The following is a 23,297-nucleotide window of genomic DNA, read 5'->3' as shown; positions in this document are numbered from 1 at the left end:
GGTGAGGTGATTGCGGGCTGACGTTGCCGTGCTGTGTGTGACGCACAACTCCCGCGAGGACGTCGTGGACTTCCATGCCGCCGTCCTGGGTTCCACCTCTCGCAGCCTGCGGATCGTCTATGTCGACAGCGGATCGACCGACGACACCCTCGACGTGCTGGGGAGTCTCGTGGCGGACGGAGACATCTGCGACCTGGGCGCCAATCGTGGCTTCGCGGCAGGGATCAACGAGGGGATGCGCCGCCTGGCCGCGGAGGGAGGCGCGCGCGCCGTCGTCGTGGCCAACGCTGATGTGCGGCCTGATCCCGGGTGTCTCGACCTCCTCGTCGACGCGGTCGCTGAGCCGGGCGTGGCCATCGCCTGTCCCCAGCTGCGTGACGAGTTCGGGCACCGGCTGCCCTCCCTGCACCGGCTACCGACCGCCGCATCGGCCTGGGCCGAAGCGGTGGTGGGGGGTCACCTGGCGGAGCGATGGCGACTTCCCAGTGAGGAGATTCGCAGGGACTCGGTCTATGCGACGGGGTGTGACGTGGGCTGGGCGACCGGTGGCCTGATCGCACTGTCGGCCGAGCGCGCCGGCGTCGTGGGGGAGTGGGACGAGTCGCTGTGGATGTACGAGGAGGAGGTCGACTTCGCCCGCCGCGCGTTCGAGGCTGGCTTCCGCACGCGGTACGTCCCGGGGGCGCGTGCCGTCAGACGGGTCGGCACGAACGGCGTCGACCCCTGGCGCCGAGCGCTGATGACGCGGAACCGGGCACGGTTGGCCTGGCGCAGGGGGCCGGGCACCGGGGCCCTGACGGTGGGGGCACTGCTCGTGGGCGAGGGGATCCGCGCCCTCGCCGGCCGCCCCGAGGCAAGGGCAGGGTTCTGGTCGGTGACGCGCCGAGCCTCCGTCCTGCAGGTGATGAGCCGGTACGTGCCGGAGGCCAAGCCGGTCGTGGGCGCCGCCCCAACCGTCTTTGCGAGGCACCGTCGGCCGACGGGGAGCCCCACGTGACCTCCGAGGACCGGAAGGGCGGCGGCCGGCGTCCCCCCGGCATCGTCCTGTTCTCCGCCCAGGACTACTGGTACCACAGCAGGGCACACTCGGACGTCCAGCTGGCGCGAGGTCTGTCCACGCAGCGCCGCGTCCTCCTCGTGAACAGCATCGGCATGAGGATGCCGACTCGATCAGTGACCACCGAGCCGATCCGGCGGGTCGTCCGCAAGCTGGGCAGCCTCCTTCGCGCCGTGCGGCGACCGGAGGCGAACCACCCCCAGCTCTTCGTGATGACGCCCCTGATCGTGCCGTTGTACGGCAGTCCGGTCGGGCGCCGGTTCAATGCCTGGCTGGTCAGGTGGCAGGTGCGGCTGGTTGCCGCCGCACTGCGGCTGGGCCGCCCGGACGTGATCGTCACGATCCCGACCGCCTGGGACGTCGTCCGGGGTATGCCGCGTCGCTCGCTCACGGTGAATCGCTCAGACCGCTTCTCCTCCTTCGTCGAGGCCGACCAGGCCATGATCGCCGGTCTCGAACACGGCATGCTGGCGGCCGCAGACCTTGCGGTCTACGTGAACCACGAGCTCATGAGGGACGAGGAGACCTTGACCCGAGGCCGAGCCAGATTCCTCGGGCACGGCGTGGACCTGGACCGCTTTCGGCTGGGCCTGACACCGTCGCCCGGGCTTCGCGACGTGGACCGGCCGATCGTCGGCTTCTTCGGTGGCCTCGACGACTACGTCGTGGACCTCTCCCTCATTGAGCGGACGGCAGATGCCCTCAGTCATGGAACGCTCGTCCTTGTGGGATTGGCTACGTGCGACGTGTCGCGGCTCCAACAGCATCCCCGGGTCCTGCTGACCGGGCACCGGGACTACGGCGAGATTCCGGGCTGGGGAGCCGGTTTCGATGTCGCGATCATGCCGTGGCTCGACAACGAGTGGATCCGCTACTGCAACCCGATCAAGGTGAAGGAGTACCTCGCCCTGGGCCTTCCCGTCGTCAGCACCACCTATCCGGAGGCCGAGTCGTATGCCGATGTCATGGACATCGCGGCGGATCCCGCGGACTTCGTGGAGCTGGTCCTCGACGCGGTGCGCACCGGGGGTCGGGGGACGCCGGAGACGCGTCGACACTTCGTCTCGGCCGACTCGTGGCTGGAGCGGTCCCTGCAGCTGGACCGCATGATCACTGAGGCGGTCTCCTGATGTGCGGCGTCGTGGGTGTGCTCAACCATGACGGTGGCGCGGTGGATCCGCAGCTGCTGCGTCGGATGGCCCTGGTCCTGCGTCACAGGGGTCCCGACGACGAAGGGTTCTGGACGGCGCCAGGCATCGGACTCGGCCACCGTCGACTGTCCATCATCGATCTCGGCGGCTCGGCGCAACCGATGTCCTCCGTGGACGACCGCTTTCACATCAGCTTCAACGGCGAGATCTTCAACTACGTCGAGCTCCGCAGGTCACTGGACTACCCCTTTCGCACCAGGGGGGACACCGAGGTGGTGCTCGCCCTCTATGCCGCAGAGGGGACCGCGGGCCTGACCCGCCTGCGCGGCCAGTTCGCCTTTGCCATCCATGACCGGCAGGAGAACTCCGTCGTCCTGGTCCGCGACCGACTCGGCGTGCTCCCGATGTACTACCTCAGGGAGGACGACAGGACCCTGTTTGCCTCGGAGGTCAAGGCGCTCCACGCGATCGCGGCGCAGCCTCCCAAACTCGAGGTCGAGGCCGTACGCGAGTTCCTCCTCCGGCGCGCAGTACCGGCGCCCGCGACGTTGTACGCCGGTGTCTCCAAGGTCCCGCCCGGACACGTCCTCCGCATCGAGGCCGGCGGGGCCCTGCACCTGGACCCCTACTGGACGCTCCCCGGGCCCGCTGACGTCGCGAGGCTCTCAGCGCCCCAGGCTGTCGAAGCGGTCGACCGGGCGCTTCGCTCGGCCGTCGAGGACGCGCTCGTGGCGGATGTCCCCGTCGGGTCGTACCTGTCGGGCGGCGTCGACAGCAGCCTCATCGTCGCCCTGGCCAGTCGAGCCCGTGGGTCCTCCGCGCAGACCTCGCCGATGCACACCTACTGCGCGGCCTTCGGGGACCCGAGGCATGACGAGACGCACCATGCCCGGGCGGTGAGCGACCTCTTCGGCACGAACCACCATGAGGTGCCCGTGCGTGCCCGGGACTTCGAGGACCTCTGGCCCAGGTTGACCCGGTCCCGGGACGCCCCGCTGAGCGAGCCCGCCGACGTCGCCGTCTTCCTCCTTGCCGAGCGGGCACGTGAGGACGTGAAGGTGGTGCTGTCGGGTGAGGGGAGCGACGAGCTCTTCGGTGGCTATCCCAAATACCGTTTTGCCCGGGCGACCGCGGCGGCCGGCCTCGTGCCCAACCTCGTGCGTCAGCCCCTTCTGAGCGGATTGCAGCACGCGCTGCCGGCCGGCCAGACGCGCGCGCGGACGGCGCTTCGCGCCCTGAGCGCACCCACCGCGGCCGCACGGATGGCCACGTGGTTCGCGCCCTTCACACTGCCCGAGATCGACGCGCTGATGGGGGAGCCGCCGAGGACGTATGCCAGCCCTCCACCCCACCGCGACGCCGCGGACCTGATGGCCAGGATGGATCTGGCCAGCTGGCTCCCGGACAACCTGCTGGAACGCGGCGACAGGATGACGATGGCCTCCTCGGTCGAGCTGCGCCCGCCCTTTCTCGACCACCGGCTGGTCGAGCTGGCGGTGCGACTGCCCACGCACCTCAAGGTCCGGCGCGGGGAGACGAAGTGGCTCGTCAAGCAGGTCGCGTCCAGGTATCTGCCCCAGACCATCACCGGGCGTCGGAAGATCGGCTTCAAGGTCCCGCTCGACGACTGGCTGCGGGTGGGCCTGCGTGATCTCTCGCGCGAGCTCCTCCTCTCACGCGACAGCCTGGCGGCGCAGCTGTTCGACCAGCGCCAGATCGCGGCGCTCCTCGACAGCCACGAGTCGACCCGGCGCAACGAGGAGAGCCGGATCTGGACCCTGCTCTCACTCGAGCAGTGGTCGAGGACCTGCCTCGCCGGCGACGTCATGGACGACTGCGGGAGCCGCGTTCTCGGACGCGAGTGACCCGCGGGCCGCGGACGGAGAGCTCCCAGCGGCCTCGATGCGGTCGAGGCAGGAGACCAGGCCCAGGACCACGAACGTCAGCCCCGAGATCATCGGAAACGACAGGGCGTCGAAGAAGGCGAGACTGGCCGCCGCCGCGGCCACGCTGGCGGTGAGAGCCTGCGACAGTTCGCGGGTCTGGGGGGAGAGGCTGCGGGAGCGGCACCGCTGGGCCACATAGATCGCCGTGGCGAACGTGGCGATGAGGCAGGCAGTCCCGATCACCCCCGTCTCGATCACGAGGCCGAGGTAGGCGTTGTCCAGGATCCGATAGTCCGGCAGGAACGTGGAGTAGCCGCGTCCGACCCAGGGCGACTCCTTGATGAACGACCACGCGAGGGCATAGCTGCCCGTTCGGGACTTGGTGCTGCCGTCACCACCGATGCCCGTGAACAGGTCGGACAAGGTTCCGAGCATCCCGGGAACCGCGAGGTAGACGAGCACCCCCATGCCGGCCATCACGACGAGAGCACTCCTCTTGGCATGGCGTTCCCACGTGGGAACGACGATGCCCAGGCCCAGCACCATTCCCAGGATCGCCGACCGCGAGATGGAGAGGGGAATGGCAAGACCGAGGCAGACCACCGGCCACCACGCGCGAAACGTGGACCGACCGGCGCGTCGGGCTGTGTACAGGCAGAGCGGCAGCATGACCGTGAGCACCACTCCGAACTCGATCGGGTGGATCGCGGTGCCAGATGGCCGGGAGAAGCCGCCGCGGTCGAGCACGCTGTTGAGCGTGCTGTTCGTCGTGAGTCCGGGGACCTGGATCAGGTCCGTCAGGGGCCGGCCCGTCGCGAACTGGGCCAGGCCGAGGAGGGCGAGGAAGCCGGCACCGGCTGACAGCCGCGACAGGAGCGTCTCGAGGCGCGAGCGGCTGGTGATGCCGTCTCCAGTCACGAGGACCAGGCCGACCCACGCCAGGACAGACAGCATCCCCGCGTTCGCGGCGCGCAGCTCCACACCGTTGATGGGTCTGGCCATTGCCGCGACGAAGCTGAGCAGGAGGGCGGCGCTGAAGAGCAGGACGGTCCGTCGGACGAGTCTGGGTTGGGGAACGAACGAGCCCTGGCGCCAGACCCAGTGCCAGCCCCACCAGAACAGTCCCAGCGTTGCCACGATCTGGGCAGGCGTGCCGGCGCTTCCCAGGGGGCCGACGATCAACCGCGAAGGCAACGCCAGCAACAGGATCAGGTAGGCGGTCAGGTAGGTGACCGCATCCCTGCGAAACGGCTGTACGTCCTCGAGGGGAAACCCACCCATGGTCGGCCCTATCCGGGCCCGTGCATCACCGTGTCAGCGGGCTCGCGAGACAGCGAGGTTGCCGCAGCCGGTGGAGTTGGCTCATCATGCCCGGTCGCTCCGCCATGGCGCGGGGGACGGTTCTCCAGCGGCGGCGTCGGGCGCTGGCGCTTGCGTGCCGCGCGGCGAAGCATTCTCGCGTCGGTCCAGGATGCGCCGGCCACGGTGAAGGCGATGCCGAGCACCCCGACGAGGACCATGATCCGGACCAGTGACTTGATCTGCCTTTCGGCCTTGGGATCCCTGGTGACGAGGGTTGTCGTGATGTAGGAGCCCGAGCGGACGTTGGCCTCGTCCTGAATGCGACGCAGGGTGCGAGGGGCATCGTCCAGGAGCAGGCCCACGCCGCGGAGGGCGGTCTGGTTGGACGAGGCCTCCACGGACACGAGCACGATCGGCGCTGCGGCGTTCGGGTCGAGACCGACCGCGACCTCCCCCTCCAGCCCGCTGGTCTTGAGGACCCTGAGCGACTGAGGGTCGGTCATCGCCCGCGACATCACCTCACCTGCGGCGCTGAGTCCGCCGAGGGTGAGGTAGGGGTTGCCACCGGGGGGCACGACAGTGGCGGGTGGAAGCAACAGGATCTCGGCCGTGGCCACGTACTTTGGCTCGACCACGGCGTTGATCCCACCGAGCGCGAGGCCCGTCAAGGCCATCCCCAGGAGGGCCACATACCAGCGGCGCAGCAGGACCGCGGGCAACTCGGCGATGAACACCCTGGTACTCCCCCTGCCGGTCGCTTCTCACATGGCCACGACGTGGATTCGTCCCTTTGAAGGGTACGCCGGTTGCTCCACCGGCAAGTACGGATCGGGGAATCTCCAACCCATTTCGGCCCCTGCGCCCAGCACGTGTGCCACGATGCCGATGAGGGAGAGTTGTATGACGACGAGTCGGGTGTTGCGGGCCGCGGGGCGCCTCTGGTGGGTGGTTGCCCTGGGGAGCATCCTCACGCTGGCAGCCGCTCGGTTCGTGTGGACTGCCCCGGGCGTCTACTGGGCGCAGGCAGACGTCGTCTTCCTCACGCCTTCGTCGCCCCCAAACAACCCGAATCCCCTCGGATTCGTCTCGTCCAACGTCATCCGGTTTGCGTCCGTCATCCAGCGCGAGGTCGCCGGCGGGCCGGAGTCGGCCTCGGTGGTGTCCCCCAACGTGACGATCAAGGACCAGGGCACGGCTCCCAGAACCACCGTGACGCTGCCCTCGTCAGGGGGTCAGTGGACGGTGAGCTTCGACCGGGCCGTGCTTCGCGTCCAGGTGATCGACCGCACCGAGGAACAGACGGCGCAGCGACTCGGCACCGCCGTGGCGCAGATCCAGCAGCTCGTGGACAAGCGCCAGAGGGAAGCCGGAGTCGGACCCAATGCCTGGATCTCGACGGGCCTGAGCCCCAGTGATCCGCCGATCCGGTACGACGAAGGCGAACGCCGGAGGGCGGTGCTCGCACTGGGCATGCTCGGACTTGGCCTCACCGGCTCCGTCGTGGTCCTGCTCGAGTCACGCCGCCTGCGCGCCGCGAGGCTGTTTCCTGACGACGGAATGGACCGCTCCTTCAGCGGAAAGCCCGTCACGGAGAGCGTCGCCGTGCTTTGATCGTTCCGTCGGCAGGGCCCTGGCCAGTTTCGAGTCGAGCGGGCGATCGTAGGGAGGGAACGTGGACAACGTCGAGGTCGTCGCGCGGCTGCAACAGGACCGTCCGATGTTTCACGTGGGAGGAACGCGGATCTGGAACGCCATGCCGGAGTCCCTCCGCGTGATCGCCGACCTCGTGAGAGGTGGGGACACCACGGTGGAGACGGGCTGTGGTGCGTCGACGGTCGTCTTTGCCAGTCGCGGCTCCACGCACACCGTGATCAGTCCGGATGCGCGCGAGCACCAACTCGTTCACGAGTACTGCGTCTCCATCGGCGTCGACGACAGCGCGGTGAACTACGTGGCATCCTCGTCCGACGTCGTCCTTCCGACGCTCTTCCACGGACGTGAGGTGGACCTGGCGTTCATCGACGGGGCGCATTCCTTTCCCTACCCCGTCATCGACTGGCACTACATCTCCGAGGCGCTGAAGGTGGGTGGTCGGATCCTGGTCGACGACGTCTCCATCCCGGCAGTGGCCCCGGTCTACCGGTTCATGGCGGCCGAGGACCACTGGTCGTTCCAGCGGCTCGTGGATGACCGGGCCGCGCTGTTCGTCCTCGACGCCCTGCCACCGTCGGAGAACTACCATGCGCAGAACTTCAACCTGCGTGCCGACTACTCGTTCACCACCCTGCCGGGCCGCGCGCGCATCCAGGGTGCGGCGATGATCAACTCGGCTCGAGCGGTGATGTCCGAGCGGTACCCACGTCTGCACCAGGCGTGGAAGCGTGGGCAGAGCCTGGCGGGCCACCGTCCGGGGTCCGGGTCCTAGCGGTTCGCTCCCGTGACACCTGAGCTCCGCCACGCGTAGATCAGCCAACCAAGCTCGTAGGGGCGGCACTCCAGGTCGAGGAAGGTGGCCGGGAAGAGGCGGTCGACCGCGGGGAGCGTCAGGCCGGGAAACATCGCCGTTCCCGCTGCGGCGAGCGCCCGGACGAGCTTGCGTCGCTCACGACGGCGGCCGACCTTGCGCCAGACGACCGGTCCCGCTGGGTGGATGAGCTCCGGGAGGACCTCAGGATGCCGGTGCAACCACTGCAGCCCCAGGGCGACCTGGGCACGGTACGAACCCCCGCCCGCGCTCTCCAACTCGAGCAGGGCCATGGGGGCCATGGCGTGCTGGTGCACGCTGTAGACCGGAAAACGCTCCACCACCCTCCCGTTGCGATGGTCGTAGTGCCACCACCACTGCCCACTCGCGCCCTGCACGGAGCAGAGCTGTTCGGCGCACCGACGCGCAGCGTCCAGCGCGACACCGTCGGTCCGGCTCGCATGGAGTCGGGCCAGCGCCAGGATCGGGTAGACCTGGTCGGCGAAGCACCCCACGTGCCGCCGCCACGCCGGCCCGTGGGTGCTCGGCGCGTTCCTTGGAAACAGGCCATCAGCGCCTTGCGCGGACATGAGGGTCTGGCGGGCAGCAGCGACCACTGCGCTCCCATCACCCGCAGGTGCGCTCGCGAGGCCGGCAGTCAGGGCCCAAGCCACCTCCACTGTCTTGTCGAGCGAGCCACGAGCCAGGGCGACCTCGAGTCGCGACAGCAGGTCCGGGCGGGGGACGCCGGCGACCTCTGCGCTGGCCCAGGCAGCCAGGGCGACGCCGCCCAGGTCGGCCGAGGTCAGGGCCCGGTCCGCCGTCCGCAGCGCGAACTCGCCCGCCGAGGTTCCGCCCAGGACCACCCGCTGCCGGGCTTCGGGCAGTCGGTGCAGACCCAGGGCGGCGATGGCGTCGTAGAGCAGATCGACCCCCTCACGACGCAGCTGCGGTCCTGCGGGAGTGGCGACTCCACGCATCGTGTGGCAGAAGCGGCCGCTGACGGGATCAAACATGGAGACGAGGCCCGCCTCGGCGACGGGCAGCAGCTCCCGCACCGTGGCATCGGCTTCCTCGTCGCCGAGGACGACGACCCCGGGATCACCCGCACCCTCAAGATCCGCGCTCATCGCGCCCTTCCCCCGTCGCATCCCTTTCCCTTGGGGTGAGCGTATCCGTGCCGCAGCCCGGCCAGCCGTGAAATCGGTAAGGGCCATTCCACCACCGCAGTCCTGCCGTTCGCCCTACGCTGAGGTTTGTTGCGCCACAGTCGATCGGGGGTTCGGGGTGTCAGCTGGAGAGCGTCTGAAGCGGCTCCTCGTCGAGTCCCCCACGTCCTTGGGCGAGAAGGCCCGCAAGCGCCGGTGGCAGACGACGATGGAGTCGTTTCCCGGGCTGCGGGACATGGATGTCGTCGATCTCGGGGGGACGGTGGATGCCTGGAAGCGTGCGCCTGTGCAGCCCCGGAGCGTGACGGTCCTGAACATCGACGACCCGGGAGCGGCTGACGTCCCGTGGGTGCGCACCGTCGTCGGGGATGCGTGTGACGCCGCTGTGGTGCTCTCTGCCGCCGGCGCTGCAGTGACCTACGACGTGGTCTTCTCCAACGCGGTCCTGGAGCACGTGGGAGGGCATGCGAACCGCCAGCGGTTCGCGGACTCCGTCCTGGCGTTGGCTCCCCGTCACTGGGTCCAGACGCCCTACCGGTACTTCCCGCTCGAACCGCACTGGCTCTTTCCCGGGATGCAGTTCCTGCCCGTCGCTGCCCGCATCAAGATCGCCGAGTCGTGGCCCCTCGTCCACAGCCCGCACCCGGGATTCGAAGCAGCGCGGCGCGAGGTCCTCTGGACCGAGCTGATCTCGGTCGCCGAGATGCGCGCCTACTTCCCCTCCAGCCAACTGCTGCACGAACGCGTGGCAGGGCTGACCAAGTCACTCATCGCAGTGCGCACCTGACTGTCGCTGCGGCCCCGACGGAGCAAGGTCGGTGCCACAGAGAGCTGGTTCAGGACCTAGGGCAGAACCGGGGCACCGGCCTTGGCGCCGTCAGCCCACGTGTTGCCCGACCACGTGTTCCCTGAGCTCTCCCAGTTGGCCGAGATGCCCCAGTACCCCGACTTCGGGAAGTACCGGGTCGAGAACTTGTTGTTCACCACCTTGACTCCGCTGCCCGTCCCGGGACCGCCGTAGACCGGGTAGCCGCCGCCAGCGATGAAGTTGTCGCGCATCACTCCCTGAGACGGGTGTCCTGGCATGCTCACCCAGATGCAGGCGGTCTGGGTCAACTTGTTGAGGATGGTGTTGTGGGCCACCTCCCAACCGGTGAAACCGTCAGCGAGGACGCTGTCGTTGTGGGCGCCCGGAGCGGCCGCGAGGTCGTGCACGTAGGAGTCGTAGAGCTTCGAGTTGTTGCTCAGCCAGACACCGACCGGCGCGCCATAGGCATTGATCCGACGCGCGACGTACTGTCCGCCGTTCTCCGTGGCGATGCTGGCCGAGCCGTCAAAGCTGCCCACCAGCGTGGAGTCCTCGACGAGCGCGTTCTTGCCGCGCACGACCACCGCGTACCAGGAGCCCGTCGTGACCCTCACGTTCCTGAGCACGACGTTGTTGGCCTCGATCGACACCGTCCCCGCGATGTCGAGGTTGCTGAGCACCGTCCCGTCCTTGGTGATCGTCATGCCGCTGACCTTCTTCAGAGTTCCACGAGCACCCGTGTTCGACGCGTTGGGGTAGCCCGTGGGCGGCGAAGCGCTGGTCGCCGCAGCCCTCGTGCTCGTGGCGGGTGCCGGCGGCTTCACCGTCGTGCGCCTCACCGTCGAGGGGGTGCTCGAGCTCGCCCTGCTCGGGGCCGACTTCGACGTGGTGCCGCCAGCCGTGGACGTGCTGCTGGACGTGCTCAGGGCCGAGCTGGGGCTGCCCGTGGTGACCGAACTCCGCCCCGCCCACCCGCTGTTGCTGCCGAGATCGCTCGCAGGACGCGTGGACTTGCCTGCCACGGCTGCGGTGGGGGCCGAGGACGGAGCGCCGGGGGCTGACGGGAGGGTGAAGAGACCGGTGACGAGCGCCAGGACGCCAGCGAGCGTGGACGCTCCGAGTGAGCTCACCAGCCATCGAGGTAGGCGCAGGAGGCGGGTCGGTGTGGCGGGACGCACGCGGGGGCTCTCCCAAGGTAGACGTCGATGTGCCAGATCCCTGCCGTCCGCTGGCTACCCCGACGATAGCGCTGGGATCAACCCAGGGGCAGCCGCCCGTGACGCTAGCAGCCTGCGAATGACTAGGGCAAATGGACTAGTCCCTTCGGCTGTTCGGGACATCGCCCCACCGGGATGCCCGCGAACCCGGCCCACCCGATCTACCATCGGGACGTGCCGCGGGTTCTGCGCTGGGGGAACGAGCTCGACGCTTCCTTGGGGGGTTGGGAGTCTCTGCCTCACCTGTCCCCGGACACCGAGCCTGCGCTCTTCAAGGCGGCCCTGCACGCCGGGACCCACGTGATCGGGCCCTACGTCATCGTTTCGGAGGGGTCCACCGACGCTCCCGCGGCTGCGCTCTTCGGGCGCCTTGAGCGTCAGCGGCTGCGAGTGAAGGTCGGTTTCGCCACGGTGCTCCAACTGCGCGCCACGGTCCTCTGCGTGCCGCAGGACGGCGTCGTCGGCCCCTCGGACGACGTGATGCTGCCCTTGGTGGACGAAGCCCTCGGCGCGCTGGGCCGAGGCGACGCGGATGCGGTCAGGTTCTACGGCGTCCGAGAAGGATCCGTCCTGGAGCGTCGCCTGTCAGCGGTCGAGAGCCGTCCACGGCCGTTGGTGTCGCCCCCGGTTGCCAACTACGACGCTGACGTCTCGTGCACCTTTCCCGCGTTCCTGTCCCGGCGCGGCTCACGGGCCCGCGAGAGCATTCGTCGCAGCCTGCGGAAGTTCGCGAGCGCCGAGGCGGGACTGGTCGTCAGGCGTTCCGGACAGGACGTCGCTGGCGAGGCTCTGCGGACGAGCATCGACCGAATCGCGGCCGTGAGCTACCAGAGCGCCATCGGCGTCGGGTTCGGCCCTTCCCCACTCAGGGACCAGCTCCTCGGTGAGGGCGTGGAGCAGGGCTGGTACCGCGTGTGGCTGGCCGAACGCGCAGGCGTCCCGATCGCCTTCTGGTCGGCGTTCTGCTTCGACAGCACCTGGACGTTGCACGAGACCGGGTTCGACGCCGCCTTCGCCGATCTTGCTCCGGGCGTCGGCCTGCTGGGTACGGTCGTCACCGACGCCTGCGAGGACGCGGACGTGAGCCGCATCGGATTCGGATCCGGCGACGCCCAGTACAAGCGCTACTGGTCCGACTCGGTGTGGATGAGCCGGAACGTCGAGGTGCTCAGGCCGCGACCGAAGTGGATCGCCTTCGCGGCCGCCAACCGTTCCTCCCGCTGGGCCGTGCGGCGGGTGGCGGACACCCTCGGTCAGAAGCGGGTCGAGCGGCTGCGGTCCCACCTCATCGGCAGGCGGGTCCGCAGGACGGCTCGAGGCCGCGGATGACCACCGTTCGGGCGTCTTGCCCACGTATCCGCACCGGACCCGGGGGGCTGCCCATACGCTCGTCGCAGAGTCGGTCGCGGGACCAGGAGGACTGATGCGGAGCATTCTGGTGGTCTACGGGACCCGGCCAGAGGCGATCAAGCTCGCGCCCGTCGTGCAGGCACTGGGGCGCAGCCGCCACCTGCAACCCGTGGTCGCCGTCACGGGACAGCACCGGACGATGCTCGACCAGGTCAACGACCTGTTCGGCATCGTGCCCGACCACGACCTGAACATCCTCCAGCCACGTCAGACGCTGGAGGACATCACCTCGCGCACCCTGACGGGCTTGCGGCCGCTGCTCGAGACGACGATGCCCGCCGCCGTTCTCGTCCAGGGGGACACGACGACCTGCTTTGCAGCCGCGCTCGGGGCCTTCTACCACCAGGTGCCCGTCGTCCATCTCGAGGCGGGGTTGCGGACGGACAACCCGCTCAACCCCTATCCCGAGGAGATCAACCGGCGACTGACCACCCAGCTCACCTCCCTGCACCTGGCTCCGACCCCGACGTCGCGCGCCAACCTGCTCCACGACGGCGTCAAGGCCTCGGCCATCGTCACCACCGGCAACACGGTCATCGATGCCCTGCTCGACGTGGTCGGCCGAGCGGCGCCACTCGCCTGTCCCGACCTGGAACCGCTGCGCCACCGGCGGCTCGTGCTCGTCACCTCGCACCGCCGCGAGTCGTGGGGCGAACCCATGCGCCACTCCGGGCAGGCCATCGCGCGCCTGGCCAGGGCCTTCCCGAACGTCGACTTCCTGCTCCCGGTGCACCTCAACCCCGTGGTGCGCGACGTGCTCCTGCCGATCCTGACCGGCCTGTCCAACGTCACGATCACCGAGCCGCTGGACTACAGCGACTTCGCCACGATGATGAGCTGGGCGGAGGTGGTCCTCACCGACAGCGGGGGAGTCCAGGAGGAGGCGCCGAGCCTGGGCAAGCCCGTGCTGGTCATGCGTGAGACCACCGAGCGCCCCGAAGCCGTCGACGCGGGCACGGTCCGCCTCGTGGGCACCGACGAGGCGACCCTCGTCCGCGAAGTGACCAGGCTGCTCACCGACGCCGAGGCGTACGCGGCCATGGCGCACGCCGTGAACCCCTACGGCGACGGCCGCGCCGCCGCGCGGTGTGTGCAGGCGATGGAGCACTTCTTCGGGTATGCCGAGCGGCCGGCGGACTTCGTGGCCGCACCGGCCGCACCGGCCGTGCCCGCCGCACCGGCCGTCCCGACGACCGGCCGCCCTGACTAGCGCCAGATGCCCCTGGTGTCGTAGAGGACCTTGCCGGCGAGCCAGCTGCGGTTCATCGCGCGGAACTGGTCGTGGTCGACCAGGAGGGCGACGATGTCGGAGGTCTCGACGGCCTTCTCCGCAGGCACCAGCCGCAGGTTCGGCAGCAGCGCCAGACGCGGGGGGAGCGCAGACGTGAACGGTTCCGCCACGAGGATCTCCACGTCGGGCAGGGACCGGGCGATCTCCTCGACGATGTCGACCGCGGGGCTCTCCCGCAGGTCGTCGATGTTGGCCTTGAAGGCCAGGCCAAGGCAGGCGATGGTGGGGTCCCGGAACCGCGAGGCCTTCGAGATCACTTGCGCCGCAACGTGGTGCGGCTTGTGGTCGTTGATCTCACGTGCGGTCCGGATGAGCCTGGAGAGCTCTGGCGCAGCGCCGACGATGAACCAGGGGTCAACGGCGATGCAGTGGCCGCCGACCCCGGGGCCGGGGTTGAGGATGTTCACCCGGGGATGGCGGTTGGCCATCGTGATGACCTCCCAAGCGTCCAGGTGGAGGGACTCGCAGATCAGGGACAGCTCGTTGGCGAAGGCGATGTTGACGTCGCGGTAGGCGTTCTCGGTCAGCTTGGCCATCTCGGCGCTGGACGCATCGGTGAGCAGGATGTCGCCCTGGGCGAAGACGCGGTAGATCGCGGCTGCCTTCTCGGCGCACCGGCGGGTGATTCCTCCCACGACCCTGTCGTTGGTGACCATCTCGATCATGACCCGGCCGGGGAGGACGCGTTCCGGGCAGTGCGCCACATGGATGTCGGCGACACCCTCGGACGCGTGGGGGAGCGTGAGGTCCGGCCGTAGCCCGGCCAGCTGACGACTGATCCCCAGGGTCGTCCCCGGCGGTGACGTCGACTCGAGGATGACCACCTCTCCACCGCGGAGCCGCGGGGCGATCTGGGCCACCGCCCTCTCGATGTAGGAGACGTCGGCCGTGTGGTCGTCGTTGAACGGGGTGGGCACCGCGATGATGAAGGCGTCGGCCTCCGGCGTCTCCATCGTCGCCGTCAGGCGCCCGATGCTGACGGCGCCGCTGACGCCCACCGCGAGGTCCGGCTCGACGAAGGGGAGCTGCCCCCGCGAGACCGCCTCGACCGTGGCGGGGTTGACGTCGACGCCGACGACGTCGATGCCCCTCGTCGCCAGCGCAACGGCCGTCGGCAGGCCGATGTAGCCCAGGCCGATCACGGCCACGCGCCCGGTGAACTCCTCGGTCATGACACGCTCCTGAGGTCGCGGTCGGCAGCCGGCGCCGCGGCATACGGTGCGGTCGGGCGGACCCGCTCCTGGATCGTGAGGGCCAGGAATGCGGTGTTGGTGGTGAGGTAGCGGCGCGCCAGCCGGCGCGGCTCCTGCTTGAGCCGGTAGGCCCATTCCATGCCGGCCCGTTGCCACGCAAGGGGAGCCCGGTCGGTCACGCCGGCCAGCACGTCGAACGAGCCACCGACGCCATGCACGACCGGGACGCCAAGGGTCTGACCGTAGGTCCCGATGAAGATCTCCTTCTTGGGAGAGACCATCCCGAGGAAGAGCATGTCGGCCCCCGACCGCCGGATCGACTCGGCGACCTGCGGCGCCTGCGCATCGGTGAAGTAGCCGTCGCGGCTGCCGACCACCCTGGCCCGCGGATAGCGCTCCTCGACGACGCGCGAGACGCGGGCGACCACCTCCGGACGGGCCCCCAGGAGGTAGACCCTCCGGCCGTCGCGGTCGGCCAGTGCGAGCAGCGCCTCGAACAGGTCGATGCCGGCAACGCGTTCGGGCAGGGGTCGGCCGAGGAGGCGGCTTGCCCACACGACGGACTGCCCGTCGGCGACCATCACCTCGCACTGGAGCAGCGAGCTCCGCAAGAGAGCGTCCGAGCGCAGCCGCACCACCTTGGCCGCGTTGAGGACGCCGATCTGGACCGGCAGCTGGTGGCGGATCGCGGTGTCACAGCGACCCACCACCTCTGCGAGCGTCAGGGCGTCCACGGGCATGCCGAACAGCCGTTGGGTCGCGGCGGCTCGTGCGGGAACCAGCCTCAGTGAGCTCTCCGCGTCGGTCGGGACCAGGCGGTCGGCGCGCGAGGCACCGCACCAGGCATAGAGCAGCCAGCCCAGCTCGTAGGGGCGGCACTCGCGGTCCACGACGGTGGCAGGCATGGCCCGGTCCACGCCGGGCAGGTGCCATCCGGCGCGCACCGACGTGGTCACGGCCGCGAGCTTGCGGGCGGCCTTGGCAGGTTCGCGTCGTCCGACCTTGCGCCAGACCACTGCGAAGTCGTCATCGACCAGCTCGGCAAAGGTCTCGGGGTGCGTCCGCAACCAGTCGAGGCCGCGAAGGACCTCGGCGGTGTGGTCGTCGCCCCCACACTCGGCCAGGTCGAACAACGCCATCGGTGCCATCGCGTGCTGGTGGACGCTGTAGACCGGGAACCGCTCGACGACGGAGCCGTCACGAGCGTCGTAGTGCCACCACCACTGACCTGCGCTGCCCTGGACCGCGCAGATCGCGGCGGCACAGCGGTTGGCCGCACTCATCGCGGCGTGGTCGCCATCGGCCGCCGCGAGCCGTGCCAGCGCCTGGATGGGATAGACCTGATCGGCGAAGCACCCGACGTGGGCCCTCAGGCGACCCAGCGAGCTGGCCGGCAGGGCGTGGGGAAACACTCCCGTCGGCCCCTGGGCCTCCAGGAGGCGGGTCCGCCCGAGTGCGGCGACGGCGGCAGCGTCCCTGACAGCCACGTCGGCGTCGTGGCCCAGTCCGCGGCTGGCCACGGCGGCAGTGACCATCCACGCGACGTCGACCGTCGGAAGCGGCCGGCCGGAGGCCAGCCAGCCGCGCATCCGCCGGAACAGCGTCGCCTCACAGGTTCCGGTGACCTCCGCGGCGGCCCAGGCCGCCAGCGCGACGGCGCCCGGGTCGGTGGCCTTCGTGGCCTGCTGGGCAACCTCGGCCGCCAGGTCGGCTGCGGTCAGACCGGCCAGGACGTCGGTCTGGTCCGACGAGCCGACGCTCGCGAGACCGAGGGCCGAGATGGCGGCATACCGCAGGTTGTGGCCCTCAACGCGGGCCTGCGGACCGTTCGACCCCGGAACGCCACGCAGTGTCTGGACGAACGTGCGCTCCGGTGCGACGAACATCTGGGCGAGCCCACGCAGGCTCAGCGCCGTGAGCCGGTCGATGAAGTCCTGTGCTGCCAGTGAGTTCCGAGCCCCCCTGGACGCGTTGGCTGCTGGCACGCTCGCCTCACCCACTACCCCTCCACACTGTCACTCACGCTCGCGAACTCGGTTGTGGCCCAACGACGTGGTTGCTATCGAGGGTAGGAACGCCGGAGGGCCACGGCAGGCCCCATCGGCATGAGCGCAATCTCATGCGGACGGTGGATGCCGACTACTTCTTTTGTCGGAGTCCGGGGTGAGGAGTCGTGCGCCGACTACCGTTCGACCATGGTCGGCACCCTCGACGGCGACAGCTGGGCGGTGCTCCCGCGACGGCTCGACCGCCGGACTGCGGCCTGGCTGGTGGACGCCGTGGCCCCGGGGTCTCGCCCGGGAACCTGGCTGCCGGGCGAGGGCGCGCCGCACGGCCTCGTGACGGCTGCCCAGATCCACGGAGTCGAAGGGTGGGTGCGACAACGCGCTGCCGATGCCGCCGTCGTCGTCGACGGCATCGACAACGCCGTTCACGCCGCGTTGGGAAGGCACCAGCGCGCTCTCGCGGACCTGGCCGTCGTGCAGCAGGCGCTGGACGGCTCCCGGGTGCCGTTCCTGGTGGTGAAGGGGCCTGCGGTGACCCCTTGGTATGCCGAGCCGGGCCTGCGCTCGTACGTGGACCTGGACGTCGTCGTGGCGCCCCGCGACCTCGCGACCACCCTCGCCGCCCTCGAGGCCCGGGGCTTCGACCTCCTGGACGCGAACTGGCCGTTGCTCAGGAGGTTGGACGTCCACGAGCTCAACTTCCGGACCCCCTCGGGTGGTGCGCTGGACCTCCACTGGTCCCTCGGACCGTCCCCGATGTCGATCGACCGGTCGCCGGCCTTCGACGTGCTCCTGGACCGGTCGGTCGAGCTCACCGTCGGAGGGGCCGGAGTGCGGGGCCTGGGAGCCACGGACGCGATCGTCCACCTCGCGGTCCACGCCGCGGCCTCAGGAGGCCACCGCCTGTCCTGGCTGACGGACCTGCGGGCGGCCCTCGTGGCCACCCGTCCCGAGCCGGGCGAGCTGGGGTCGGTCGCCAGGCAGTGGGGAGCTGTGCCGGCCCTCGACCTCATGCTGCGCAGACTTCGCTGGACGCTCGGCGATGAAGGAGGGAGGCGCCATGAGCAGGATCCGTGGCGCCCCTGGTCGATTGTCGCGACTGCATCGAATGCGCTCTCGCCACCCGAACGAAGCGGAGTGGGCCCGTCGGTGGCGCGGCTCGTCGCCCGGGCCTGCAGGGAGACCACGGCCTCCAGCTTCGGGTCGCTCGGGACGAAGGCGGCCTCCCGGGTCCTGCGAGGGGGGCAGGTGCTCACCCGCGCCCAGCTGCTGGACCCGACCTCCCCGGACTCCGCCCGTCACGCGGTCGGCGGGCCCGACGGCCGCGCAGACTTCGTCAGGTTCGTCCTCAACCAGCGGCGGTGACGGCGCCGTGCTCGAGCAACGTCGCGGCGACGGCGGCCACGGCGTCGGCGGCTTCGTCCTGCGGTCGGTCGTAGGCGCGCGCGACGATCGTCGCGATGTCTGCCAAGGTGGCGGACCCGTCGACGAGGGCGAGGATGTCGGCGGCGGTCCGGTTGAGGGCCAGTGCCTGGCCGGTCGAGTCGTCGAAGAGGGACAGCTCGTCGCCGATCGGCAGCACACTCACCCTGGGGGAGACCATCAGGACGGTGTCGAGTTCCATGTCCAGACCGTAGGGTCCCGTGCGCCATTCGTCCTACGCCCGATGACGTACCCCGGATTCATTCAATTGCCGCTCTCGCCGCCACGCCATCCCGCCTAGCATCGGAGCACTCCAGGATGCACTGAGCATCTGAAGGGCTTCACGATGTAGGGAGGGGGGGCAGTGGACCATAGACGTGAGCCACCCGAGTCGCTCGTCAGCCGCCGGACCACGCTCCGAGTTGGTGTCGCTGGCGCCGCCACCGTCTGGATTGCACCCTTGGTGCAGGTGATTGCCATGGACTCCGCCTCGGCGGCGTCCGGGGCCCCTACCGGGGGCGACCAGGGTGACAACAACAATGACCAGGGCGGCGGCGGCAGGAGAAGGCGCTAGCACGCCGCGATGGACAAGCGTCCGACCAAGCCCTCGGCTTGGCCTTGCAGGGAGGACGAGGGATGAATGCAGGGATGGTGAGTCGACGCACGGCCCTCAGGGGCGCGGCCGGCATGGCCGGCGCCGCGTGGCTGGTGCCTGTCGTGACGGTGGTCTCGATGGACTCGGCTTCCGCCGCCTCCGGTCCGCCACCGTCGAACGGCGGCGGGTCGAGCTCAGGCGGTGCCGCAGCCGACCCGGGGACCGCTGCGGGGTCGGGCGGCACGGCAGCTTCGTCCCTGGCGTTCACCGGCAGCGACGCCGTCGGTGGGGCCGCGATCGGGCTGGCCGCCGTGTCGGCCGGTGCCGCGGCGATCACGGTCGCGGCGCGGATGCGACGGGCCCACTCGGCCGCCACCCAGGCCAACCCCGGCGAACCCGGGCGTCACCGCGCCGAGGGTGGCCCGACGTAGAGCCAGCGGGGCCCGCGCCACCCTCGGGGGACGATGGCGGCGCGCCGGCCCCGCACCAACGACGACGACGTATGCCGGGTGGTGACCACCCGGCATACCTCTCTGTGCGTGCGTGGGGCCGTCGGTGGCGGCGGTTAGAGTGGTGAACACCCCCACACGTCGTCTACCCGCACTTCATTTGCTGTGGGGCCCTTGTGCTGTCCACTCAGCGTGCTGTCCACGCAGCCGCTGTGCCCGGACCCAGCTGTCTCCAGGAGCCTCCTCATGACCCTCGCCCCGCTGCTCGACCTCCTCGGTGCCGATGCCGCCGTGGGTCGGGCCCTCGCGGTCGCCCGCGCGGGCGCCCCAGCCGCCGACCTCGCCGTGACGGCCGGTGCCAGGCCGGCCCTCATCGCCGCGCTGGCTCGTGACAGTGGTCGGCCGATCCTGGCGGTGACGGCGACGACGCGCGAGGCCGAGGACCTCGTCGCGGCGCTCGGGTGCTTCCTCGACCGCGACCGCGTGGCCGAGTTCCCGGCGTGGGAGACCCTCCCCCACGAGCGGCTCAGTCCGCGCAGCGACACCGTCGGCAAGCGGCTCGCCGTGCTGCGCCGGCTCAAGCACCCGGACTCCTCCGATCCGACCTACGGCCCGCTCGACGTGGTCGTGGCCCCGGTGCGGGCCGTGCTGCAACCGGTGTCCCAGGGCCTGGGTGACCTCGCCCCTGTCGCCCTCAAGGCCGGCGACGACGCGCCCCTCGAGGAGGTCGTCGAGCACCTCGCGGCCGCGGCCTACACGCGCACCGACCTCGTGGAGCGGCGCGGGGAGTTCGCTGTCCGGGGTGGCATCCTCGACGTCTTCCCGCCCACCGAGGACCACCCGGTGCGGGTCGAGTTCTGGGGCGACACGGTCGAGGAGATCCGCTGGTTCAAGGTCGCTGACCAGCGCAGCCTCGAGGTCGCCGAGCACGGGCTGTGGGCCCCGCCCTGCCGCGAGGTGCTGCTGACCGAGTCGGTGCGCGCTCGCGCCGCCGCGCTGATGGACCAGCTGCCCGGTGCGGTCGACCTCCTCGCCAAGCTCGCCGAGGGCATCGCCGTCGAGGGCATGGAGTCGCTGGCACCGGCCCTGGTCGACGGCATGGAGAGCGTTCTCGACACGCTGCGCGACGGCACCGTCGTCGTCCTGTGCGACCCCGAACGCGTCCGCACGCGGGCCCACGACCTCGTCGCCACCAGCCAGGAGTTCCTCGAGGCCGGCTGGGCCAACGCCGCCGTCGGCAACACCGTGCCGATCGACCTCCAGGGCATCCTCGGCACCGCGTCGTTCTGGAGCCTCGCCGACCTCCGCGCCCACGCCCACGGCTCCGGTATGCCGTGGTGGGACCTCGGCCCGTTCGTCGCCGACGAGGAGCTCGCCGAGGGTGACTCCGTGGTCGTGAACACCGGTCTGGAGGAGGCTCCGCGCTATCGCGGGAGCACCCCGGAGGCGGTCGCCGACCTTCAGCGCTGGGTCGCCGACGGCTGGCGGGTCGTGGTCGTCACCGAGGGTCCTGGCCTGGCCCGCCGCGTCGCCGAGGTGCTGGCCGACGAGTCGGTCGCCGCCCGCCTCGACGCCGACCTGAGCGACCTCTCCGACGGGGTGGTGCATCTGACCACCGGCAGCGTCGGCAGCGGGTTCCTCTCTCCTGCAAGCAAGTTCGCCCTCATCACCGAGACCGACCTCACGGGCACACCGGGGCAGGGCGGGTCCACCAAGGACATGCGCAAGATGCCCTCGCGCCGGCGCAACCAGGTCGACCCGCTCCAGCTCAAGCCCGGCGACTTCGTGGTCCACGAGCAGCACGGTGTCGGCAAGTTCGTGGAGATGGTGCAGCGCACCATCGGCGCTGCGACCCGCGAGTACCTCCTCATCGAGTACGCCCCCGGCAAGCGCGGCCAACCGGGCGACCGGCTCTTCGTGCCCACCGACCAGCTCGACCAGGTCACCCGCTACGTCGGCGGCGAGATGCCCACGCTCAACAAGATGGGCGGCAGCGACTGGGCCAAGACCAAGGGCCGGGCGCGCAAGTACGTCAAGCAGATCGCGGCCGAGCTCATCCAGCTCTACTCCGCGCGGATGGCCACGAAGGGCCATGCCTTCGCGCCGGACACGCCATGGCAGCGCGAGCTGGAGGACGCGTTCTCCTACGTCGAGACCCCCGACCAGCTCAGCTCGATCGACGAGGTCAAGTCCGACATGGAGCGCACCGTGCCGATGGACCGGCTCATCTGCGGTGACGTGGGCTACGGCAAGACCGAGATCGCCGTGCGCGCCGCGTTCAAGGCGATCCAGGACGGCAAGCAGGTGGCGGTGCTGGTGCCGACCACCCTGCTGGTCCAGCAGCACCTGCAGACCTTCACCGAGCGCTACCAGCAGTTCCCGGTGGTGGTGCGGCCGCTGTCCCGTTTCCAGAGCGACAAGGAGGCCCGCGAGACCATCGCCGGCCTCGCCGACGGCAGCGTCGACCTCGTCATCGGCACGCACCGCTTGCTCGGCGGGACGATCCAGTACAAGGACCTCGGGCTGGTCGTCATCGACGAGGAACAACGCTTCGGCGTCGAGCACAAGGAACAGCTCAAGACCCTGCGGACCGCCGTCGACGTGCTCGCCATGTCGGCCACCCCCATCCCGCGCACCCTCGAGATGGCCGTGACCGGCATCCGCGAGATGTCCACTCTCGCAACGCCTCCCGAGGAGCGGCACCCGGTCCTGACCTATGTCGGCGCCTACGACGAGAAGCAGATCGTCGCCGCGATCCGGCGCGAGCTGCTCCGTGAGGGGCAGGTCTTCCTCGTCCACAACAAGGTGTCGACCATCGAACGCGCCGCCAGTCGGGTCCGTGAGCTCGTCCCCGAGGCCAGGGTCGCGACCGCCCACGGCAAGATGGGCGAGCACAAGCTGGAGCAGGTCGTCCTCGACTTCTGGGACAAGAAGTTCGACGTCCTGGTCTGCACCACGATCGTCGAGACCGGCCTGGACATCTCCAACGCCAACACGCTGATCGTCGAGCGCTCCGACGTCCTCGGCCTCTCCCAGCTGCACCAGCTGCGCGGCCGGGTCGGACGAGGCCGCGAGCGCGCCTACTGCTACTTCCTCTACCCGCCCGAGAAGCCCATGACCGAGACGGCCCACGACCGGCTGCAGACGATGGCCAGCCACACCGACCTCGGCGCCGGCATCCAGATCGCCATGAAGGACCTCGAGATCCGCGGCGCCGGCAACCTGCTCGGCGGCGAGCAGTCCGGCCACATCGCCGGGGTCGGCTTCGACCTCTACGTCCGGCTCGTCGGGGAAGCCGTGGCCGACTTCCGGGGTGACGGTGAGTCGGCGCCCGGCGAGATCAAGATCGAGCTCCCGGTCGATGCCCACCTCCCGCACGAGTACGTCCCGGGGGAGCGGTTGCGCCTCGAGGCCTACAAGAAGCTCGCCAGCGTCCTCGACGAGCAGGCGCTCGCCGACATCGAGGCCGAGCTGGTCGACCGCTACGGCCCGCTGCCCGAGCCGGTGCGCAACCTGATGGAGGTCGCCCGGCTGCGCACCGTGGCCCGGCAGGCGGGGGTCGCGGACATCTCGGTGCAGGGCAACTTCGTCCGGTTCGGGCCGGTCGAGCTCCCCGAGTCGGCGCAGCTGCGGCTGCAGCGGCTCTACCCGAAGTCGCTCGTCAAGGACGCGCTGCATACCATTCTGGTGCCGAAGCCGATGACGGCTCGGGTGGGTGGCCAACCGCTGCGCGACACGGCAGTCTTGCAGTGGGCCAGCGACCTCATCCGGGGCGTGCTGCTGGGCAGCGTCGCCGACGCGGCCCGGGTCGGCGCCGGTCAGGGCGCGGCCTCGGCCCGCTGAGCCAGCTGTACCCAGCCAGCTGTACCCAGAGAAG

At 70.1% G+C, this 23,297-nt stretch carries 18 protein-coding genes; 11 read left to right on the top strand and 7 right to left on the bottom strand.

The window, feature by feature from the left end; translation table 11 throughout:
• Positions 1-37: 37 nt before the first annotated feature.
• Genes AC1DYG_RS13030 through asnB form a run of 3 tightly spaced genes read left to right on the top strand, consistent with a single transcriptional unit; the run spans position 38 to position 4,073 of the window.
• Positions 38-997 carry a glycosyltransferase family 2 protein gene (locus tag AC1DYG_RS13030; protein WP_477640299.1) on the top strand — a complete coding sequence of 320 codons (960 nt, stop codon included), beginning with the start codon at positions 38-40 and terminating at the stop codon, positions 995-997.
• Entirely contained in the window at positions 994-2,187 is a 1,194-nt protein-coding gene (locus AC1DYG_RS13025; protein ID WP_477640298.1) for a glycosyltransferase, read from the top strand. Before AC1DYG_RS13030 ends, AC1DYG_RS13025 begins: the two co-directional genes overlap by 4 nt.
• Positions 2,187-4,073, top strand: a complete 1,887-nt coding sequence (asnB, locus tag AC1DYG_RS13020) for an asparagine synthase (glutamine-hydrolyzing) (protein WP_477640297.1) — start codon at positions 2,187-2,189, stop codon at positions 4,071-4,073. Before AC1DYG_RS13025 ends, asnB begins: the two co-directional genes overlap by 1 nt.
• On the opposite strand, the gene AC1DYG_RS13015 is transcribed toward asnB, so the two are convergent.
• Both AC1DYG_RS13015 and AC1DYG_RS13010 read right to left on the bottom strand, forming a co-directional pair.
• The gene (locus AC1DYG_RS13015) at positions 3,993-5,375 is read right to left on the bottom strand and encodes an O-antigen ligase family protein (RefSeq protein WP_477640296.1); all 1,383 of its coding nucleotides are present in this window, start codon (positions 5,373-5,375) and stop codon (positions 3,993-3,995) included. The two genes, asnB and AC1DYG_RS13015, sit on opposite strands and share 81 nt — an antisense overlap.
• A gap of 8 nt (positions 5,376-5,383) precedes the next feature.
• A complete protein-coding gene (locus AC1DYG_RS13010) occupies positions 5,384-6,130 on the bottom strand; it encodes a YveK family protein (RefSeq protein ID WP_477640295.1) in 747 nt (248 codons plus the stop codon).
• 166 nt (positions 6,131-6,296) lie between these two features.
• Between AC1DYG_RS13010 and AC1DYG_RS13005 the strand changes: the two genes are divergently transcribed.
• Positions 6,297-7,007, top strand: a complete 711-nt coding sequence (locus AC1DYG_RS13005; RefSeq protein ID WP_477640294.1) for a hypothetical protein — start codon at positions 6,297-6,299, stop codon at positions 7,005-7,007.
• 61 nt (positions 7,008-7,068) lie between these two features.
• Positions 7,069-7,821, top strand: a complete 753-nt coding sequence (locus AC1DYG_RS13000) for a class I SAM-dependent methyltransferase (protein ID WP_477640293.1) — start codon at positions 7,069-7,071, stop codon at positions 7,819-7,821.
• Here the strand turns inward: AC1DYG_RS13000 and AC1DYG_RS12995 are convergent.
• Positions 7,818-8,990, bottom strand: a complete 1,173-nt coding sequence (locus AC1DYG_RS12995) for a hypothetical protein (protein WP_477640292.1) — start codon at positions 8,988-8,990, stop codon at positions 7,818-7,820. The two genes, AC1DYG_RS13000 and AC1DYG_RS12995, sit on opposite strands and share 4 nt — an antisense overlap.
• A gap of 157 nt (positions 8,991-9,147) precedes the next feature.
• Between AC1DYG_RS12995 and AC1DYG_RS12990 the strand changes: the two genes are divergently transcribed.
• Positions 9,148-9,816: a single stranded DNA-binding domain-containing protein gene (locus tag AC1DYG_RS12990; protein WP_477640291.1), complete on the top strand. Its 669-nt coding sequence runs from the start codon at positions 9,148-9,150 to the stop codon at positions 9,814-9,816.
• 56 nt (positions 9,817-9,872) lie between these two features.
• Here the strand turns inward: AC1DYG_RS12990 and AC1DYG_RS12985 are convergent, their stop codons facing one another.
• Positions 9,873-10,967: a hypothetical protein gene (locus AC1DYG_RS12985; protein WP_477640290.1), complete on the bottom strand. Its 1,095-nt coding sequence runs from the start codon at positions 10,965-10,967 to the stop codon at positions 9,873-9,875.
• 261 nt (positions 10,968-11,228) lie between these two features.
• Here AC1DYG_RS12985 and AC1DYG_RS12980 point away from each other — a divergent pair, with 261 nt between their 5' ends.
• Positions 11,229-12,383, top strand: coding sequence for a GNAT family N-acetyltransferase (locus AC1DYG_RS12980; RefSeq protein WP_477640289.1), 1,155 nt, complete (start codon positions 11,229-11,231; stop codon positions 12,381-12,383).
• 94 nt (positions 12,384-12,477) lie between these two features.
• On the top strand, positions 12,478-13,674 hold the full coding sequence (wecB, locus tag AC1DYG_RS12975) for a non-hydrolyzing UDP-N-acetylglucosamine 2-epimerase (protein WP_477640288.1): 1,197 nt from the start codon (positions 12,478-12,480) through the stop codon (positions 13,672-13,674).
• Here wecB and wecC read toward each other — a convergent pair.
• Positions 13,671-14,927, bottom strand: a complete 1,257-nt coding sequence (wecC, locus tag AC1DYG_RS12970) for a UDP-N-acetyl-D-mannosamine dehydrogenase (protein ID WP_477640287.1) — start codon at positions 14,925-14,927, stop codon at positions 13,671-13,673. The genes wecB and wecC overlap by 4 nt on opposite strands.
• Positions 14,924-16,933 carry a WecB/TagA/CpsF family glycosyltransferase gene (locus AC1DYG_RS12965; RefSeq protein WP_477640286.1) on the bottom strand — a complete coding sequence of 670 codons (2,010 nt, stop codon included), beginning with the start codon at positions 16,931-16,933 and terminating at the stop codon, positions 14,924-14,926. Before AC1DYG_RS12965 ends, wecC begins: the two co-directional genes overlap by 4 nt.
• A 210-nt stretch (positions 16,934-17,143) precedes the next feature.
• On the opposite strand from AC1DYG_RS12965, the gene AC1DYG_RS12960 reads away from it, so the two are divergent.
• On the top strand, positions 17,144-18,319 hold the full coding sequence (locus AC1DYG_RS12960; RefSeq protein WP_477640285.1) for a nucleotidyltransferase family protein: 1,176 nt from the start codon (positions 17,144-17,146) through the stop codon (positions 18,317-18,319).
• On the opposite strand, the gene AC1DYG_RS12955 is transcribed toward AC1DYG_RS12960, so the two are convergent.
• A complete protein-coding gene (locus tag AC1DYG_RS12955; RefSeq protein ID WP_477640284.1) occupies positions 18,303-18,578 on the bottom strand; it encodes a PqqD family protein in 276 nt (91 codons plus the stop codon). The genes AC1DYG_RS12960 and AC1DYG_RS12955 overlap by 17 nt on opposite strands.
• Before the next feature lie 446 nt (positions 18,579-19,024).
• Between AC1DYG_RS12955 and AC1DYG_RS12950 the strand changes: the two genes are divergently transcribed.
• Together AC1DYG_RS12950 and mfd are read left to right on the top strand one after the other, a co-directional pair.
• Positions 19,025-19,402: a hypothetical protein gene (locus AC1DYG_RS12950; protein WP_477640283.1), complete on the top strand. Its 378-nt coding sequence runs from the start codon at positions 19,025-19,027 to the stop codon at positions 19,400-19,402.
• Positions 19,403-19,666: 264 nt separating this feature from the next.
• Positions 19,667-23,263, top strand: a complete 3,597-nt coding sequence (mfd, locus tag AC1DYG_RS12945; protein WP_477640282.1) for a transcription-repair coupling factor — start codon at positions 19,667-19,669, stop codon at positions 23,261-23,263.
• Positions 23,264-23,297 lie beyond the last annotated feature (34 nt).

The organism is Pedococcus sp. P1_H8 (assembly GCF_056405175.1).
This window is presented reverse-complemented; position numbering and strand designations above follow the sequence as displayed.

Excerpts from the sequence above, each read along its gene's own strand:
- asnB (WP_477640297.1), top strand. The coding sequence starts at position 2,187 with ATGTGCGGCGTCGTGGGTGTGCTCAACCATGACGGTGGCGCGGTGGAT.
- AC1DYG_RS13015 (WP_477640296.1), bottom strand. The coding sequence starts at position 5,375 with ATGGGTGGGTTTCCCCTCGAGGACGTACAGCCGTTTCGCAGGGATGCG.
- AC1DYG_RS13005 (WP_477640294.1), top strand. The coding sequence starts at position 6,297 with ATGACGACGAGTCGGGTGTTGCGGGCCGCGGGGCGCCTCTGGTGGGTG.
- AC1DYG_RS12995 (WP_477640292.1), bottom strand. The coding sequence starts at position 8,990 with ATGAGCGCGGATCTTGAGGGTGCGGGTGATCCCGGGGTCGTCGTCCTC.
- wecB (WP_477640288.1), top strand. The coding sequence starts at position 12,478 with ATGCGGAGCATTCTGGTGGTCTACGGGACCCGGCCAGAGGCGATCAAG.
- wecC (WP_477640287.1), bottom strand. The coding sequence starts at position 14,927 with ATGACCGAGGAGTTCACCGGGCGCGTGGCCGTGATCGGCCTGGGCTAC.
- AC1DYG_RS12960 (WP_477640285.1), top strand. The coding sequence starts at position 17,144 with ATGGTCGGCACCCTCGACGGCGACAGCTGGGCGGTGCTCCCGCGACGG.
- AC1DYG_RS12955 (WP_477640284.1), bottom strand. The coding sequence starts at position 18,578 with ATGGAACTCGACACCGTCCTGATGGTCTCCCCCAGGGTGAGTGTGCTG.
- AC1DYG_RS12950 (WP_477640283.1), top strand. The coding sequence starts at position 19,025 with ATGGTGAGTCGACGCACGGCCCTCAGGGGCGCGGCCGGCATGGCCGGC.
- mfd (WP_477640282.1), top strand. The coding sequence starts at position 19,667 with ATGACCCTCGCCCCGCTGCTCGACCTCCTCGGTGCCGATGCCGCCGTG.